Raw genomic sequence first — 14,920 nt, forward strand, 5'->3', positions numbered from 1 at the left:
CGCCCGTTGGCGGACCCACCTCTGTAGAAGGAGTGCCACACAGATGGATTGGCGCCACAAGGCTGCCTGCCTTACGGAAGATCCCGAACTCTTCTTCCCCGTAGGCAACACAGGCCCCGCACTCCAGCAGATCGAGGATGCGAAAAAGATCTGCCAGCGCTGCGAGGTGCGAGAGCAGTGCTTGGCCTGGGCACTCGAGGCTGGCCAGGACCACGGCGTGTGGGGTGGCCTGAGCGAGGACGAGCGCCGCGCCATCAAGCGTCGCGCCGCCCGCTCCCGCCTCCGCAACAGCTGAGCCCTCCGTCAGAACGTGAGCTTGATCCGGGCCATCGCGCCCGGGCCATCCTCGCGGTTCCGGAGCTCGAGGGTCCCACCGTGGTCCTTCATGAGTGTTGAGATGATCGCCAGTCCCAGACTGGTCTGCTGACCCAGCTCGAAGTCCTCCGGCAGGCCCGCGCCGTCGTCGAGGACGTCAACCGTCAGGTTCGGCCCGACGCGCTGCGGACGCACCTCGACCTTCCCCGACCCACTTCCCAGACCGTGCTCGACCGCGTTCTGCACCAGCTCGGTAATGATCATCGCCAGGGAGGTCGCGGCCTCCGAGGGCACGACCCCGAAACTGGCCACGCGTCGGGCGTCGACCGTTCCCGACGCCGCCGCGAGGTCTCCCGCCATCCGCAGGATCCTGTCGCAGATCTGGTCGAAGGCGACGTCGTCGTCGAAGCTGTGGCTCAGCGTGTCGTGCACGAGCGCAATCGAGGACACCCGCCGGTTAGCATCCCGCAGCGCCTCCTTGCCCTCCGGCGAGGTCAGCCGTCGGGACTGCATCCGCAGGAGCGCGGCGACGGTCTGGAGGTTGTTCTTCACCCTGTGGTGGATCTCCCTGATCGTCGCGTCCTTGGTCACCAGCATCCGGTCCCGCCGGCGCAGGTCCGTGGTGTCGCGGCAGAGCACCAGCATCCCTTCGGTCTCACCCTTGACCACCAGGGGCAGCAGCACGAACCGCATCGAAGCCCGCGGCCGCTCGATGTCGAACACCACGCTCCGCTGGGCCTGGAGGTCGGCCATCAGCGTCTGCCCGACCGACTCGACCCCCTCCCACATGGACGCCACCAGGTCGCTGAAGTTCTCGCCCTCGATGTCGTGCTCCACACCCATCCGGCGGAAGGCGGTGACGGCGTTCGGCGACGAGTAGGTGATGGAACCGTTGGGCTGGACCCGCACCACACCGTCCCCGGCCTTCGGCTCGAGCGCCTTGTCGCTGGGCGGTGCCAGCGGGAAGTTGCCCTCGAGGACCATCTTCGTCAGCACCTCCGCGGCCTCGAGGTAGTTCTCCTCGAGGGCACCCACGGCCCGCACCCCCATCTGGTTCGTGTGGCGCTCCATGACCGCGATGCAGCGGTCACCGCGTATCACCGGCACTGCGAGCACGTCGACGGGGATGCCCGCGCTCAACTCGTTGTCGCTGGTCTCCGACATCTCACGCGTCAGGTAGGCCACCAGAACCGGGTTGTCCGGCTCGAACTCGAGCACCTCGCCCGTGACGTCATCCTCGAGCGCCGTGGGGCCCGTGACGGGACGGATCTGCGCGACGCAGGTGAAGGAGTCGAACTCCTCGTCGGGGAGCCACAGGAGCAGGTCCGAGAAACTGAGGTCGGACAGCAGGTGCCACTGTCCGACGAAGGCGTCGAGCCACTCGGTGTCCGACAACGCGTGAATGTCTCCATTGGCCATGGCGCAACTCTGCCAGAAGCGCACCCACCGGCGCCCACCCGGCCCCTCCTGTTTCAGTTTGGCGGCTCACCTCTGGCAGAATGGACCAGCACTCACCAGAACTTAGGAGGCAGCCATGGGCAAGCGAGGCCGTAAGCGTCGCGATCGACGCAAGAACAAGGCAAACCACGGCAAGCGTCCCAACGCCTGACCGAACAATGCCAAAGCCCCCGCATCTCGCGGGGGCTTTCTTGGTTCCGGGGCTGGATCAGGCCCGACGACGAACGCTGAGTCGGGTGATCCGCGAAGTCAGGGTGACGGGTGCCGCGGCGGGCACCTGGCTGCGCTGGATCATCTCGGTGATCGTCGACTCGATCTCGAAGTTCTCCATACATCGCTCACAGGCGTGCAGGTGGTGGCGGATCATGTCCGCGTCGGCCTCGAGGAGCTCGTTGTGGAGGAACGCGTGGACGGACTCGAGCGCCCGGACGCACTCGTCGAGCTCGTCGTGGTCGTGGCTCGACATGGCGGGGTCGGACATCACCGCCCTCCTTCCCGGGCGCGGGCGATGCCGCGCTCCGCGGCGTAGTCGGCCAGCAGCTTGCGCAACTGCGCGCGTCCCCGGTTCAGGCGACTCATCACGGTTCCGATCGGCGTGCCCATGATCTCTGCGATCTCCTTGTACGAGAAGCCCTCGACGTCGGACAGGTACACGGCGAGCCGGAAGTTCTCCGGCAACTGCTCCATGGCTTCCTTGACCGTCTGGTCGGGGGTCTGGTCCAGTGCATCCATCTCGGCCGAGCGCAGCCCGGTCGAGTCGTGCGACGCCGCGCGCGCGATCTGCCAGTCGTCGACGTCGGCGTCGCCGCTGGTCTGGGGCGAGCGCTTCGCCTTGCGGTACTGGTTGATGTAGGTGTTGGTGAGGATCCGGTACAGCCACGCCTTGAGGTTGGTGCCCGGGGTGAAGGTCTTGTACGCCTGAAACGCCTTGGCGTAGGTCTCCTGAACCACGTCCTCGGCGTCCGCCGGGTTCCTGGTCATCCGCAGCGCAGCGGAGTAGAGCCGGTCGATGTGGCTGAGCGCCTCGGTTTCGAACGCGGCGATCTGGTCGACGTCCGACGCCGCTGCGTCAGCCGTCGAGACCTTCTCGTCGGTTGCCTCGATGTTCATCAGGTAGGACGATACCTCCGACCACCCGAACGAGCCCAACCGACGCGGGGGCGCGACTGTCGTGACCATGACCAGTCAACGCCCCCACCCCGTCCGGTATTCCCGTCCCGGTCAGGAATCCGGGCTTGCCTCACACGATCTCGGCCACCAACGCGGGCCCGTCATTGCCGACTGTGTTCACCGCGCGCGAGACCTTACGCGGCGCCAGGTCGAACGGCGGCTGCAGCAGGCCGCGGGCGCTCCCCGGGTCATCGAGGGTGGGATCGAGCCACGCGTCGACGTCGGACACGGTCATCGGCATCCTGTCGTGCAGCCATCCGGTCTCGTCGGTGGCCGAGGTGGTTATCACCGACGCCGTCGCGAGCCAGCCGTCGGGTCCCTTCCAGAACTCGTAGATTCCCGCCATCGCGAGGGTGTGCGACTCCTGCGGGTGGAGGAAGTAGGGCTGCTTCACCGCCTTGCCGCCCTCGGTCTCAGGACGCCACTCGTAGTATCCGAGCGCCGGCAGCACGCAGCGGCGCGCGGCGAAGGCCTTCCGGAAGGACGGCTTCTGAGCGACCGTCTCCACCCGCGCGTTGATCAGGCGGGCCGCTCCGGAGGGATCCTTGGACCAGCTCGGCACCAGCCCCCAGCGCAGACCCACGAGCTTGCGCACCGCACCCCCGTCGTCGAGCCGCTCCACGACCGCGGGCACGGTGTCCGTGGGGGCGATGTTGTAGCGGGGCGCGCACGCCTCGGCCCCGTCGTCGGTGACCAGCGAGATGTCGTACTCCTCGACGAGCTCGTCAGGGTTGGCAGTGGCTGCGTAGCGTCCGCACATGTGCCCAATCTATGCCTGAGCGGTTCGCACGGACTCGCGAGTGGGTATGTTTGGGGGCATGAGTCTCTTGCGTTTCATCGCCCGAAGCCTGATCGCCGGCACGTTCATCGTGGACGGCATCAACAAGGTGACCAAGCCCGCCGAATCCGCGGCCGAGGCCGAGAACTTCACGGAGAAGGTGACGCCGCTCGTTCAGCGCGTGGCGCCCGCCGGTTACTCGTCGTGGGTGCCCGAGGATGCCGAGACGTGGGTCCGCATCGGGGGCGCCGCCCAGATCGCGGGCGGAGCCATGTTCGCGACCGGAATCGGCCGCCGACTGGGTGCGCTCCTGCTCGCCAAGGCCAGCGTCCTGAACATCGCCATCGCCATGCCTCCCAAGGACGCCGGGAAGGCGGAGAAGAAGGCGGCCCGCCCGCAGGTGCTCACCCAGATGGCACTGCTCGGGAGCACTCTGCTCGCCAGCCAGGACCTGCAGGGCAACCCCAGCCTGTCCTGGCGCGCCGGCCACACCATCGACAAGGTGGAGAAGCAGGCCTCGCACACCACGGAGAAGCTCTCCCGCAAGGCCCGCAAGACCGCGAAGAAGGCGCGCAAGCAGGCCGACAAGCTCGCCAAGAGCACCCGCAAGTCCTTGGAGTCCGTGGTTTCCTGATGACCCACCTGCTTCCCCACGCCCTGTCCCCCGTCACCGGCCGGGCACAGGTCCCCGGCTCCAAGTCCGAGACCAACAGGGCGCTGGTTCTGGCTGCCCTCGCCGACGGCCCCAGCACCATCGTCGGTGCCCTGAAGTCCCGCGACAGCGACCTGATGGTCGAGGCCCTGCGCGCGCTCGGCGTCGAGGTCTCCACCGAGGGGTCCGACACCCTCCACGTATCCCCGCCCACCGCGTTCCACGCGGCCGAGCACAGCATCGACTGCGGCCTGGCCGGAACCGTGATGCGGTTCGTCCCCCCGCTGGCGGCGCTCGCCGACGGCGCCACCGCGTTCCACGGGGACCCGCACGCGAGCGAACGTCCCATGGCCGGGATCCTCGAGGGGCTTCGCCGGCTCGGCGCCGACGTCGATGCCGACCGCCTGCCGTTCACCGTCACCGGACCGCTGGGCCGCGGCGGCGAGGTGACCGTCGACTCGACCGCCACCAGCCAGTTCGTCTCCGGCCTCTTGCTCATCGGTTCCCGCCTGAGCGACGGACTCACGCTCCGGCACGACGGCGAGGGCCTGCCCTCGCGTCCGCACATCGCAATGACGGTCGAGATGCTCCGCGGTCGTGGCGTCGAGGTCACGGAGGTGGACGAGGTCACCTGGCGCGTCGCCCCCGGGCCGATCGCCGCCGTCGACACCCGCGTCGAGCCGGACCTGACCAACGCGTCGGTGTTCCTCGCTGCCGCCGCCGCGACCGGCGGCACGGTCACGATTCCGGGTTGGCCCGCAGAGAGCCTGCAGCCGGGGATGATCTTCCTCGACGTCGCCGAGGAGATGGGCGCCACCATCACCCGCGATGGGGACTCGGTCACGCTCACCGGTCCGGACAAGCTGCGCGCCGTCGACGTCGACCTGCACGCCGGCTCGGAACTCACCCTCGTGGTCGCGTCGCTCATGGCGCTCGCCGAGGGCGAGTCAAGGATCCGCGGCGTGGCCCACATCCGCGGGCACGAGACTGACCGGCTGGCGGCCCTCGTGAACGAGTTCACCCAGCTGGGCATCAAGGCCTCCGAGACCGAGGACGGGATCGTCATCACCGGCGGCGGCGGCACCTACCGGCAGCCGTTCGAGACCTACGCCGACCACCGGCTGGTTCACGCCGCGGCGATCCTCGGCCTGCGGATCCCCGGAATAACGGTCACCGACCTCGAGTGCGTGGGCAAGACCATGCCTGACTTCGAGCGGGACTGGTCGACGCTGGTGAACGGCTGATGGCCCACGGCGGAATCCACGAGGACGACCACGCGGCCTTCGAACGGCCGCGCAAGCGGAGCCGTCCCCGCACCAAGGAGCGCCCGAGCTACGACGACGCCCCCATCGCCCGCGTGGTCACCGTCGACCGTGGCCGCTACCGCTGCCAGACCGCCGACGGTACCCACGTCACCGCGACGAGGGCACGGGTGATCTCCCGCAAGGGCATCATCGTCGGCGACTCGGTCAAGCTCGACGGCGACACCACCGGCCACGAGGGCACGCTGGCCCGGATCGTCGAGGTGGAGCCCCGCACCACGATGCTGCGTCGCAGCGCCGACGACGCCGACACCTTCGAGCGCCCGATCGTCGCAAACGCGGACCAGTTGATGATCGTCACCGCCCTGGCCGACCCTCCCCCGCGCACCGGCATGATCGACAGGATCCTCGTGGCCGCCTTCGACGCCGGCGTCGCCCCCATCCTCTGCCTCACCAAGGCCGACCTCGCCAGCCCCGACGAACTCGTGAACGCCTACGAGCCGCTCGGCGTCCCGATCGTGGTCACCAGGCCGGGCATGGACCTCACGCACGTCCTGGACATCCTCCGGGACCATCGGACGGTGTTGGTCGGGCACTCCGGCGTGGGCAAGTCGACGCTCGTGAATGCCCTCGTCCCGGGCACCGGTCGCGCCACCGCACAGGTCAGCGACCTGACAGGCAAGGGCCGCCACACCTCCACCTCCGCCATGGCGATCGAGATGCCGCAGGGCGGCTGGATCATCGACACGCCCGGTGTGCGGTCCTTCGGCATCAGCCACGTCAGGCCCGAGTCGTTCGTCGCCGCCTTCCCGGACCTCGCAGAGCTCACCGCGGACTGCCCCCGCGGCTGCAAGCACACCACCGACTCGATCGACTGCGGCCTCGACAAGGCAGTCGAGGAGGGCCGCCTGGACCGGTCCCGGCTGACGTCGTTCCGCAGAATGGAGCGCGCCTTCTCCTAGCCCTCGCCGGGCTTCGATAGGTTGGGAGCATGGCCCAATCGAGATCTCTCAACGACGATGTCCGCCTCATGCACGTCATGGCCGATGACGCCGACTCGCTCTCCATGAGCAGGTTCAGGGCGCAGGACCTCCGGTTCGACCAGAAACCCGACAACACCCCCGTCACCGAGGCCGACACGGCCGTCGAGGAGGCGATCCGGCGCACCCTGTCACGCACCCGTCCGCGCGACGCCGTCCACGGTGAGGAGTTCGCCGACACCGGGGACTCCACCCGACGTTGGATCATCGACCCCATCGACGGCACCAAGAACTACCTGCGTGGGGTACCCGTGTGGGCGACCCTGATCGGTCTCGAGGACGACGGCGAGATCGTTGCGGGTCTGGTCTCGGCCCCGGCGCTGCAGCGCCGCTGGTGGGCCAGCGCCGGCGGTGGTGCGTTCACCGGCAAGTCCATCATGAACGCCAAGGACATCAGCGTCAGTCGGGTGGCCGCACTGGAGGACGCGTCGCTGTCCTTCTCCGAGCTCTCCGAGTGGGTCGACTCAGGCCGCGGACAGGGATTCGTGGACCTGATGCGGCAGGTTTGGCGCACTCGCGCCTACGGTGACTTCTGGAGCTACATGCTCGTGGCGGAGGGCGCCGTGGACATCGCCTGCGAGCCGGACCTGGAACTCTACGACATGGCCGCGCTGGACATCATCGTCCGCGAGGCGGGCGGCAGCTTCACAAACCTGGACGGCACCACCGGTCCCTGGGGACCGGGCGCCCTGGCCACCAACGGCCACCTGCACGAGGCAGTGATGGGGGCCCTGGGCGAGTGACCCAGGACCCCGGCACGGCTCAGAGGATGCGGACGCGCTTGGTCTCGTCGAGCGCCGACAGCTCGGCCAGCAGCCCGTCGTAGCTGTCACCGGAGATGTCGGTGACGGCGTACCCGATCTCGCCGCGGGTGGCCAGCATCTGGGACCCGATGTTCATGTCGTGGTTGGCGAGGGCGGAGTTGAGGCGGGCCATCACGCCGGGCACGTTCTGGTGCAGGTGGACCACCCGGCGTGTGGTCACCTCGGCCGCGGCGACCTCGGGGAAGTTCACCGACATCGAGGTGTTGCCGAGGGCGTCGTAGTCGCCCAGCTTGCCGGCGACGAAGCGACCGATGTCCTCCTGCGCCTCGAGCGTGGAGCCACCGACGTGCGGGGTGAGGATCACGTTCGGCATGCCGCGCAGGTTGGAGACGAACTCCTCCCCCTTGTTGCGCGGCTCCGACGGGTACACGTCGATGGCGGCACCGGCCAGGTGGCCGCTGTCGAGGGCGTCGTGCAGCGCGTCGAGGTCCACGATCTGGCCGCGGGACAGGTTCAGGAAGAGCGAACGGGGACGCATCTGGGCGAACTGCTCCGCCCCGAAGAACCCCTTGTTGCTGGAGCGGCCGTCGACGTGCAGCGAGATGGTCTCGGCGACCTCGAGCAGTTCCTCGAGCGAACCGACGCGCTTGGCGTTGCCGAGCGCGAGCTTGTCGGCGAGGTCGTAGAAGTAGACGCGCATCCCGAGGGCCTCGGCGACGATCGACAGCTGCGAGCCGATGTTGCCGTAGCCGACGATGCCGAGTGTGCGGCCACGGACCTCGTGGGAACCGGTGGCCGACTTGTCCCACAGTCCGGCGTGCATGTCCCGGTTGCGGTCGGTGAGGTGACGGGCCATTGCGATGATCTCCGCGATGGCGAGCTCCACCACGGAGCGGGTGTTGGAGTACGGGGCGTTGAAGACCGCCACGGAGTGGTCCGAGGCCGCTTCGAGATCGATCTGGTTCGTGCCGATGCAGAAGGCGCCGACGGCGCTCAGCTGCGGCGCGGCCTCGAGCACGCGTCGCGTCACGTTGGTGCGGGAACGGATGCCCAGCATGTCGACGCCGTCGAGGGCCTCGATCAGGTCGTCCTCGCCCAGGGCGCCGGACGCGGTCTCGATCTCGTAGCCGCGGTTGTTGAGCACGCGGACAGCTTCGGAGTGGATGTTCTCAAGCAACAGGATCTTCACAGGCGCGGAGTCTACTCCGCGAGCGGGCGTTCACCATCTCGGCGGCCCGTCGGTGGAATCAGATGGGAAGGCTGGCAGCCAGTAGGTCATGGGTGTACGGGTGCTGGGGATCGTCGAACACCTGCCGCGTCGGACCGCTCTCCACGACCCGTCCCCGCTCGACGACCACGACCTGGTCGCAGAGGTGCCCGACGACGGCCAGGTCGTGGGAGATGAGCACGAGGGCCAGCCCGCGTTCGCTGACAGCGTCGGAGAGCAGGTTCAGCACCTGGGCGCGCACTGACACGTCGAGCGCCGAGACCGGCTCGTCGGCGATCAGGACGTCGGGCTCGCTCACCAGTGCCCGAGCGATGGCCACGCGCTGCCGCTGGCCGCCCGAGAGCTGGTGCGGGAATCGTCGCAGCACCTCCGCGTCCAGCCCCACGGATGCCAACACCGCCTCGACGGTGACATCGGTGTCAGGGGGCAGGTTGCCGCGCGCCCGCAGCAGGGGCGAGCGTAGGGGTTCACCCACGATGCCGCGCAGGTTCATTCGGGGGTTGAGCGAGGAGTTGGGGTCCTGGAACACCATCGAGACCCCCTGCCGCAGGTCTGCGAGCTGGCGCTCCGGGAGGCCGTCGATCCTGCGGCCGCGGAACAGGACCTCCCCGGCGCTGGGGCGCACGAGGCCCAGCAGCGTGCGGGCGATGGTTGTCTTGCCGGAACCGGAGCCGCCGACGATACCGATCCGTTCCCCGCGGTGAATCGCCAGGTCGACCTCGTGCAGGGCCCTGAACACCTCGCCGCGCCGGCGGAACGTGACGTCCACGCCGCGCAGCTCGAGGATCGGAGCGTTCATTCCGCCGCCCCCTCGTAGAAGTCGGCCACGGTGGGCAGCCGCTGCCCCGGCGGCACGTCGCCGATCCTGGCCGAGGCGATCAGCCCCTTGGTGTACGGATGCTGCGGCTGCGCGACCACCTGCTCGATCGGACCGGTCTCGACGATGCGGCCGTCGAGCATCACCGCGACCCTCTGGCACACCTGCCTGACCACACCCAGGTCGTGGGAGACGAAAAGTGCAGCCCGCCCCCGGAGTTCGACGTCGAGCAGGTCGAGGATCTGGCGTTGAACCAGGACGTCGAGCGCGGTGGTGGGTTCGTCGCAGATGACCAGGCCGGGCCGGTTGGCCAGCGCCATCGCGATCAGGGCGCGCTGCCGTTGCCCGCCGGAGAGCTCATGGGGGTAGGACTCGGCGATCCGCTCCGGGTCCAGGATGCCCACGCGGCCGAGCCAGTCGATGACCTCGGCACGGATGCCGCCGCGTCGCTCCGAGTGGTGCAGCGCAACCACCTCACCGACCTGGCGGCCCACCTTCATGGTGGGGTCGAGGGCGGTCATCGGCTCCTGGAAGATCATCGAGACCTCGTCGCCGCGCAGGTCCTGGAGCTTGCGCTCGGGCATCCCCACGAGCTCGCGGCCGTCGAGCCGCACGGAGCCGGACACGTGGGCGTTGTCCGGCAGCAGGCCGATGACGGCGAGCGAGGTGACGGACTTGCCGGACCCCGACTGGCCGATGATGCCGAGCCGCTCGTCCTTGTCGAGGGTGAAGGAGACGTGGTCCACCGCCACCTTGCGGCGACGTCCGAAGCTGATGGTCAGGTCCGTGACCTCGAGGTGGCTCATGCGATCTCCCGCAGGCGGGGGTCCAGGAAGTCTCGCAGTCCGTCACCGAGGAGGTTGAACCCGAGGGTGGCCAGCGCGATCGCGAGACCCGGCCAGAGCGCGATCAGCGGGGCGTTGAACAGCTGGTCCTGGGCCTCCCTGAGCATCCTGCCCCACGTGGGCTCGTCCTGCCCGGAGCCGAGCCCGAGATAGGACAGCCCTGCCTCGGCGAGGATGGCCAGGCCGACGCTGACCGAGGCCTGCACCCCGAGGACGGGCGCGATGTTCGGCAGCACGTGGCGCAGTGCCACCTGGAACGTGGGCGTGCCCGACAGCTGCGCCGCCTCCACGAACCCGAGTCCCATCACCTGCATGGTGGCGGCGCGCGCGATCCGTACGAATGCGGGCACCGTCGCGATCGCGATGGCCGCCATCGCCGTCCACGTGGAGCCGCCCAGCGCGGCAGCGAACAGGATGGCGAGCAGCAGCGCCGGGAAGCCGTAGAGGATGTCCGCGGCGCGGGCCAGCACGTCGCCGAACCAAGATCGCGACATCCCGGCCACCACACCCACGGGGATGCCGACGACGCCGGCCCCCAGGACGGACACGACGCCGATCAGCAGGCACCGCTTGGCGCCGTCGATGATCCTCGAGGCGATGTCGCCGCCGAACGCGTCGGTGCCCAGAACGTGTGGCCACCCCGGTGCCTGCAGGCGGGGACCGACGAGCGCGTTGGGGTCGAACGGCATCCAGAACAGGCCGACGACGGCGGTGGCCACGATCAGGCCGATGAGCAGGCCACCGACAGCCAGGCTCGAGTGCTTCATGCCGCCTCCCCAACGCGTCGGATCCGGGGGTCGAGGACCTGGTACGTCATGTCCACGAGGAAGTTGATCACCAGCACGGCGCTCACGAGCAGCAGCACCACGGCCTGGACGACGACGAGGTCGCGCTGGCTCACCGCGAGCAGCAGGCGGGACCCCAGTCCCTGCATGGCGAATACCTGCTCGATGATGATGGCTCCCACCAGCACCGTCGCGAGCTGGAGCCCGACGACCGTCAACAGGCTCATGCCGGCGTTCCTGGCGCCGTGCCGCAGCAGCGCCCCCACCCGTGACCAGCCGATCGAGCGTGCCGTGCGGAACCAGTCCTCACCCAGCACCTCGACCACGGAGCTGCGCACGTAGCGGGACAGCAGGCTGGCCTGCACGATCGCGAGCGCGGTCACGGGCAGCACCAGGTGCCAGGCCCACAGCAGCGGGTCCACCCAGATGCTGACGTAGCCCCCGGCCGGGAACCAGCGCAGGTACACGGCGAAGATGATGACGAGCCAGATACCGGCCCAGAACGACGGGACGGCGAGCCCCACCTGGCTGATCGTGGAGACCACCAACCCGCTGGTGCGGCGTCGACGCATCGCGGCGAACGCACCCATCGGGATGGACAGCGCCACTGCGAGCAGCATGCCGAGCACTGTCAGCGAGACGGAGACCTCCAGCCTGGGCGCGATCAGGCCGACCACGTCCCTGCCCGAGATCATGGAGGTCCCGAAATCGCCCTGCACCACGCCTGCGATCCACTCGAGGTAGCGCACCGTGAGGGGTCGGTTCAGGCCGAGGCGCTCGCGCAGCGCCTCCAGTTCGCCGGGTGCGGCATTCGTGCCGAGGATCACCTGCGCAATGTCGCCGGGCAGGGCATTGGTGGTGAGGAAGATCAGGACTGACGCCACCAGCAGGCTCGCGAGCAGTCCGAGGACTCGCAGCCCGAGGGAGCGCAGGAGGGACACGAGCTGTCTGGCTAGCGGCTGGTGGCGACGGCGGTCAGGTCGATCGCCAGGCTCGCGGCGTTGACTGGGATGCCGGAGACCTCCGTGGTGGTGACCACGATGTTGGGCATCAGGAACAGCCAGTCCGCGGCGGCGTCCTCGGTCAGCATGCGGGCGGCGGTGCGCATGCCGTCGATCCACTCCTCCTCCGTGGGCGCTGCGTCGGCGTCTGCGATCGCCTCGGCGAGCTCGGGGTTGTCGTAGTTCCAGTAGTAGTCGGGGTTGGCGAACTGGCCGATGTCGCGGGGTTCCACGTGGGCGACGATGGTCATGTCGTAGTCCTTGTTGGTGAAGACCTGCTCGAGCCACGCGCTGAACTGCAGTTCCTCGACCTGGACGGTGATGCCGACGGCGGCCAGCTGGTCGGTGATGACACGCGCGGAGCTGGGGCCGTAGGGCAGCGTCGGGATGCGCAGCCGCAGGCTGAGCCCGGACGCGTAGCCCGCCTCGGCGAGCAGCTCACGGGCCTGCTCCGGGTCGTAGTCGTAGTGGTCCACCAGGGAGCCGTCGAACCATGGGTCGAAGGTCGGGACCATGGAGCCGATCAGTTCGCCCTTGCTCCCCCACACCGTTGCGAGCAACTGCTTGCGGTTGATGGCGTGGTTGATGGCCTGTCGCACCTCGAGCACGGACAGTGCCTCGTTCTCGTGGTTGAACCCCAGCACCACCTCGCCGTGGGTGAGGCCCTCGGTGACCTTGAACCGGCTCTCGTCCTCGAACAGCTGCAGCGCATCGGGGATGGTCAGGTTGGAGATGGCGTCCAGCTGACCGGAGACCATCGCAGTGTTCATGGCGTTCGCGTCGGCGTAGTAGCGGAAGACGACACCGTCGACGCGCGGGCCGGTGCCCCAGTAGTCGGGGTTGGTGGCGAGGGTGATGCTGGAGCCGGTGTCCCAGGAGTCGAACAGGTAGGGACCCGAGCCGGCGGGCTGGGTGTCCAGCGTCTCGAGGCCATCGGGGTCGTAGACGATGCCGGCCGGGCCGCTCATCTGGTAGAGCCAGCCGTGGCTGACCCGGTCCAGCGTGACCACGAGGGTATCGTCGTCCTGCGCCTCGACGGACTCGACGGGATCGAACCCACCGCTGACGAGGCTGGTGATGCTGTCGTCGGTCATCGCACGCTCGAACGAGGTCACGACCGCGTCAGCGGTGACGGGGGTCCCGCTCGCGAAGTGGGCATTCGGGTCGATCTGGAACGTGTAGGTGAGGTTGTCCGGGGAGACCGTCCACTCACTGGCCAGCAGTGGCCGCAACTGGTTGTCCTCGTCCAGCTTCACGAGCGTCTCGTACACGTTGTACAGCAGCACGTAGGACGTCCCGGCCCCGCTGACGGTCGACGGGTCGAGGCCGGTCGGCTCCAGGGTCGCGCCGATGTTCAGCACGACCGGCTCCGGCTCCCCCGGGAGTTGGTCCGGACGTGTGCAGGCGACCAGTGCCATGGCGAGCACCACCAGGAGGCTGGTCAGTGCTGCGATGCGACGACGAGGGTTCATTCACGTTCCTTGCAGGTGGGTGGATCGCCGCTCATCCTAGCCTGCGGGCTCCGTGCAGCCGTGTTCATCGGCGCCGACGCTGCACTAGGCTGGTCACGTCAACGCCGGACGGGCCTCCCGAGCAGCCGGTGTTTCGTGCACCACCCCTGGAGCTGAACTGTGAGCGAGAAACCAACTCAACGCGGGTTCTCCTGGCAGGCCACAGGCAGGGGAATCCAACACGCCTCGGTGCGCGCATTCGACCTCAGCGAACGTGCCGCCCGGCGGGGTTGGCGCTCACAGCGCAAGCGCGTGAACCGCTGGCGCTCCCGCCTGTTCATCATCATCCAGATCTCGCTGGCGGCCGGTTTGTCCTGGTGGATCTCGCAGACGCTGCTGGGCCACGAGCAGCCCTTCCTCGCCGTCGTGGCATCCATCGTGTGCCTGGGGTTCTCGTTCGGCCAGCGGCTGTTCCGCGCCCTCGAGATCGCCGTCGGGGTCACCGTCGGGGTGGCGCTCGGCGACCTGTTCTGGGTCTGGTTCGGCACCGGGGTCTGGCAGATCATGCTCGTGATCGCCGCCGCGATGTCCATCACCACCTGGCTCGGCGCCCGCACCCTGATGGTCACCCAGGCCGCGGTGCAGGCGTCGGTGGTCCTGACGATCCCACCGGGCCTCGACGCGGGATTCTCCCGCTGGTCCGACGCGCTGGTCGGCTGCGGGGTCGCGCTGCTGTTCGCGACGGTCGCCCCTGTCAGCCTCGTGGAGAAGCCGCGCATCCAGGCGGCGAAGGTGCTCCACGAGACGGCCTCGGCCATCCGCGCGATGGTGATCGCGCTCACCGAACGCGACGAGGAGGCCGCCGCCGAGGTGCTGGAGCGGGCGCGCGCGACGGAGGCCCAGATGTCCGAGTTGACGACGCTCGTGAACGAGGGGGTTGCGGTGGTGCGGACCTCGCCGTTCCTGCGGCACCGTCGCCACAAGGTGCTGGAGATAGCGGACGTGGCCGTCCCCCTCGACCGGTTCACGCGCAACCTGCGGGTCCTCGCCCGGCGCGCCGCGATGGGCGTCTACCGAGGCGAGCAGATCCCCAAGGCCCACCTGAAACTGCTGACCCGCCTCGCCGAGGTCACCGACGACTCCGCGGCCGAGCTGTTCGCCGCACGTCGGCCCGACTCGAAGATCGAGGAGATCGCCGCAGTCGGCGTCGCCTCGTCCAAGGTCGCGCTGGAGCCCAACCTGTCCTCGACGGTGATCGTTGCCCAGGTGCGTTCCATGCTCGTGGACCTGCTCGAGCTGTGCGGCGTCGAGTACACCGATGCCCGGGACATGGTCCCCCAGATGGAGGACTGAG

Annotated in this window: 17 protein-coding genes; 7 read left to right on the forward strand and 10 right to left on the reverse strand. The window is 68.8% G+C overall.

The features are described from left to right. Positions 1–43: 43 nt before the first annotated feature. Positions 44–295, forward strand: coding sequence for a WhiB family transcriptional regulator (locus FOJ82_RS13155; RefSeq protein WP_143938933.1), 252 nt, complete (start codon positions 44–46; stop codon positions 293–295). A gap of 8 nt (positions 296–303) precedes the next feature. Here the strand turns inward: FOJ82_RS13155 and FOJ82_RS13160 are convergent, their stop codons facing one another. Continuing rightward, on the reverse strand, positions 304–1,734 hold the full coding sequence (locus FOJ82_RS13160) for a sensor histidine kinase (RefSeq protein ID WP_143938934.1): 1,431 nt from the start codon (positions 1,732–1,734) through the stop codon (positions 304–306). A gap of 115 nt (positions 1,735–1,849) precedes the next feature. Here FOJ82_RS13160 and FOJ82_RS17060 point away from each other — a divergent pair, with 115 nt between their 5' ends. Then, positions 1,850–1,924, forward strand: a complete 75-nt coding sequence (locus FOJ82_RS17060; protein WP_143938999.1) for a 50S ribosomal protein bL37 — start codon at positions 1,850–1,852, stop codon at positions 1,922–1,924. 57 nt (positions 1,925–1,981) lie between these two features. Here FOJ82_RS17060 and FOJ82_RS13170 read toward each other — a convergent pair whose 3' ends face one another. From FOJ82_RS13170 to FOJ82_RS13180, 3 genes are all read right to left on the reverse strand, one after another. Continuing rightward, complete coding sequence (locus FOJ82_RS13170; protein WP_246099883.1) at positions 1,982–2,254, reverse strand: zf-HC2 domain-containing protein; 273 nt, start codon at positions 2,252–2,254, stop codon at positions 1,982–1,984. After that, positions 2,254–2,883 carry a sigma-70 family RNA polymerase sigma factor gene (locus tag FOJ82_RS13175; RefSeq protein ID WP_185975789.1) on the reverse strand — a complete coding sequence of 210 codons (630 nt, stop codon included), beginning with the start codon at positions 2,881–2,883 and terminating at the stop codon, positions 2,254–2,256. Before FOJ82_RS13175 ends, FOJ82_RS13170 begins: the two co-directional genes overlap by 1 nt. A gap of 130 nt (positions 2,884–3,013) precedes the next feature. Then, entirely contained in the window at positions 3,014–3,703 is a 690-nt protein-coding gene (locus FOJ82_RS13180) for an SOS response-associated peptidase (RefSeq protein ID WP_143938936.1), read from the reverse strand. A gap of 58 nt (positions 3,704–3,761) precedes the next feature. Here FOJ82_RS13180 and FOJ82_RS13185 point away from each other — a divergent pair, with 58 nt between their 5' ends. From FOJ82_RS13185 to hisN, 4 genes are read left to right on the forward strand one after another with little or no spacing between them, the layout of a single operon-like run. Next, positions 3,762–4,355 carry a DoxX family membrane protein gene (locus FOJ82_RS13185; RefSeq protein ID WP_185975790.1) on the forward strand — a complete coding sequence of 198 codons (594 nt, stop codon included), beginning with the start codon at positions 3,762–3,764 and terminating at the stop codon, positions 4,353–4,355. Next, entirely contained in the window at positions 4,355–5,617 is a 1,263-nt protein-coding gene (gene aroA / locus FOJ82_RS13190) for a 3-phosphoshikimate 1-carboxyvinyltransferase (RefSeq protein WP_143938938.1), read from the forward strand. The genes FOJ82_RS13185 and aroA overlap by 1 nt, the downstream gene beginning before the upstream one ends. Then, entirely contained in the window at positions 5,617–6,597 is a 981-nt protein-coding gene (gene rsgA, locus FOJ82_RS13195; RefSeq protein WP_143938939.1) for a ribosome small subunit-dependent GTPase A, read from the forward strand. Before aroA ends, rsgA begins: the two co-directional genes overlap by 1 nt. 29 nt (positions 6,598–6,626) lie before the next feature. After that, a complete protein-coding gene (gene hisN / locus FOJ82_RS13200) occupies positions 6,627–7,418 on the forward strand; it encodes a histidinol-phosphatase (RefSeq protein WP_143938940.1) in 792 nt (263 codons plus the stop codon). A gap of 19 nt (positions 7,419–7,437) precedes the next feature. Here hisN and serA read toward each other — a convergent pair whose 3' ends face one another. The 6 genes from serA to FOJ82_RS13230 are packed head-to-tail and all read right to left on the reverse strand — an operon-like array spanning position 7,438 to position 13,587. After that, positions 7,438–8,628 carry a phosphoglycerate dehydrogenase gene (gene serA / locus FOJ82_RS13205; protein WP_143938941.1) on the reverse strand — a complete coding sequence of 397 codons (1,191 nt, stop codon included), beginning with the start codon at positions 8,626–8,628 and terminating at the stop codon, positions 7,438–7,440. A 58-nt stretch (positions 8,629–8,686) separates the two neighbouring features. Then, positions 8,687–9,466: an ABC transporter ATP-binding protein gene (locus FOJ82_RS13210; protein ID WP_221933159.1), complete on the reverse strand. Its 780-nt coding sequence runs from the start codon at positions 9,464–9,466 to the stop codon at positions 8,687–8,689. Beyond that, positions 9,463–10,290 carry an ABC transporter ATP-binding protein gene (locus FOJ82_RS13215; RefSeq protein WP_143938942.1) on the reverse strand — a complete coding sequence of 276 codons (828 nt, stop codon included), beginning with the start codon at positions 10,288–10,290 and terminating at the stop codon, positions 9,463–9,465. Before FOJ82_RS13215 ends, FOJ82_RS13210 begins: the two co-directional genes overlap by 4 nt. After that, positions 10,287–11,096, reverse strand: coding sequence for an ABC transporter permease (locus tag FOJ82_RS13220; protein WP_143938943.1), 810 nt, complete (start codon positions 11,094–11,096; stop codon positions 10,287–10,289). The genes FOJ82_RS13215 and FOJ82_RS13220 overlap by 4 nt, the downstream gene beginning before the upstream one ends. After that, complete coding sequence (locus tag FOJ82_RS13225) at positions 11,093–12,055, reverse strand: ABC transporter permease (protein WP_143938944.1); 963 nt, start codon at positions 12,053–12,055, stop codon at positions 11,093–11,095. Before FOJ82_RS13225 ends, FOJ82_RS13220 begins: the two co-directional genes overlap by 4 nt. Before the next feature lie 11 nt (positions 12,056–12,066). Beyond that, entirely contained in the window at positions 12,067–13,587 is a 1,521-nt protein-coding gene (locus FOJ82_RS13230) for an ABC transporter substrate-binding protein (protein ID WP_143938945.1), read from the reverse strand. A 228-nt stretch (positions 13,588–13,815) separates the two neighbouring features. Between FOJ82_RS13230 and FOJ82_RS13235 the strand changes: the two genes are divergently transcribed. Beyond that, entirely contained in the window at positions 13,816–14,919 is a 1,104-nt protein-coding gene (locus FOJ82_RS13235; protein ID WP_185975791.1) for an FUSC family protein, read from the forward strand. Position 14,920 lies beyond the last annotated feature (1 nt).

This window comes from Tessaracoccus rhinocerotis, assembly GCF_007197885.1.
Taxonomy (GTDB): Bacteria; Actinomycetota; Actinomycetes; order Propionibacteriales; family Propionibacteriaceae; genus Arachnia; species Arachnia rhinocerotis.

Bases quoted from the DNA above. Each gene is read 5' to 3' on its own strand.
- FOJ82_RS13155 (WP_143938933.1), top strand. From the start codon at position 44: ATGGATTGGCGCCACAAGGCTGCCTGCCTTACGGAAGATCCCGAACTC.
- FOJ82_RS13160 (WP_143938934.1), bottom strand. From the start codon at position 1,734: ATGGCCAATGGAGACATTCACGCGTTGTCGGACACCGAGTGGCTCGAC.
- FOJ82_RS13170 (WP_246099883.1), bottom strand. From the start codon at position 2,254: ATGTCCGACCCCGCCATGTCGAGCCACGACCACGACGAGCTCGACGAG.
- FOJ82_RS13175 (WP_185975789.1), bottom strand. From the start codon at position 2,883: ATGAACATCGAGGCAACCGACGAGAAGGTCTCGACGGCTGACGCAGCG.
- FOJ82_RS13180 (WP_143938936.1), bottom strand. From the start codon at position 3,703: ATGTGCGGACGCTACGCAGCCACTGCCAACCCTGACGAGCTCGTCGAG.
- FOJ82_RS13185 (WP_185975790.1), top strand. From the start codon at position 3,762: ATGAGTCTCTTGCGTTTCATCGCCCGAAGCCTGATCGCCGGCACGTTC.
- aroA (WP_143938938.1), top strand. From the start codon at position 4,355: ATGACCCACCTGCTTCCCCACGCCCTGTCCCCCGTCACCGGCCGGGCA.
- rsgA (WP_143938939.1), top strand. From the start codon at position 5,617: ATGGCCCACGGCGGAATCCACGAGGACGACCACGCGGCCTTCGAACGG.
- hisN (WP_143938940.1), top strand. From the start codon at position 6,627: ATGGCCCAATCGAGATCTCTCAACGACGATGTCCGCCTCATGCACGTC.
- FOJ82_RS13210 (WP_221933159.1), bottom strand. From the start codon at position 9,466: ATGAACGCTCCGATCCTCGAGCTGCGCGGCGTGGACGTCACGTTCCGC.
- FOJ82_RS13215 (WP_143938942.1), bottom strand. From the start codon at position 10,290: ATGAGCCACCTCGAGGTCACGGACCTGACCATCAGCTTCGGACGTCGC.
- FOJ82_RS13220 (WP_143938943.1), bottom strand. From the start codon at position 11,096: ATGAAGCACTCGAGCCTGGCTGTCGGTGGCCTGCTCATCGGCCTGATC.
- FOJ82_RS13230 (WP_143938945.1), bottom strand. From the start codon at position 13,587: ATGAACCCTCGTCGTCGCATCGCAGCACTGACCAGCCTCCTGGTGGTG.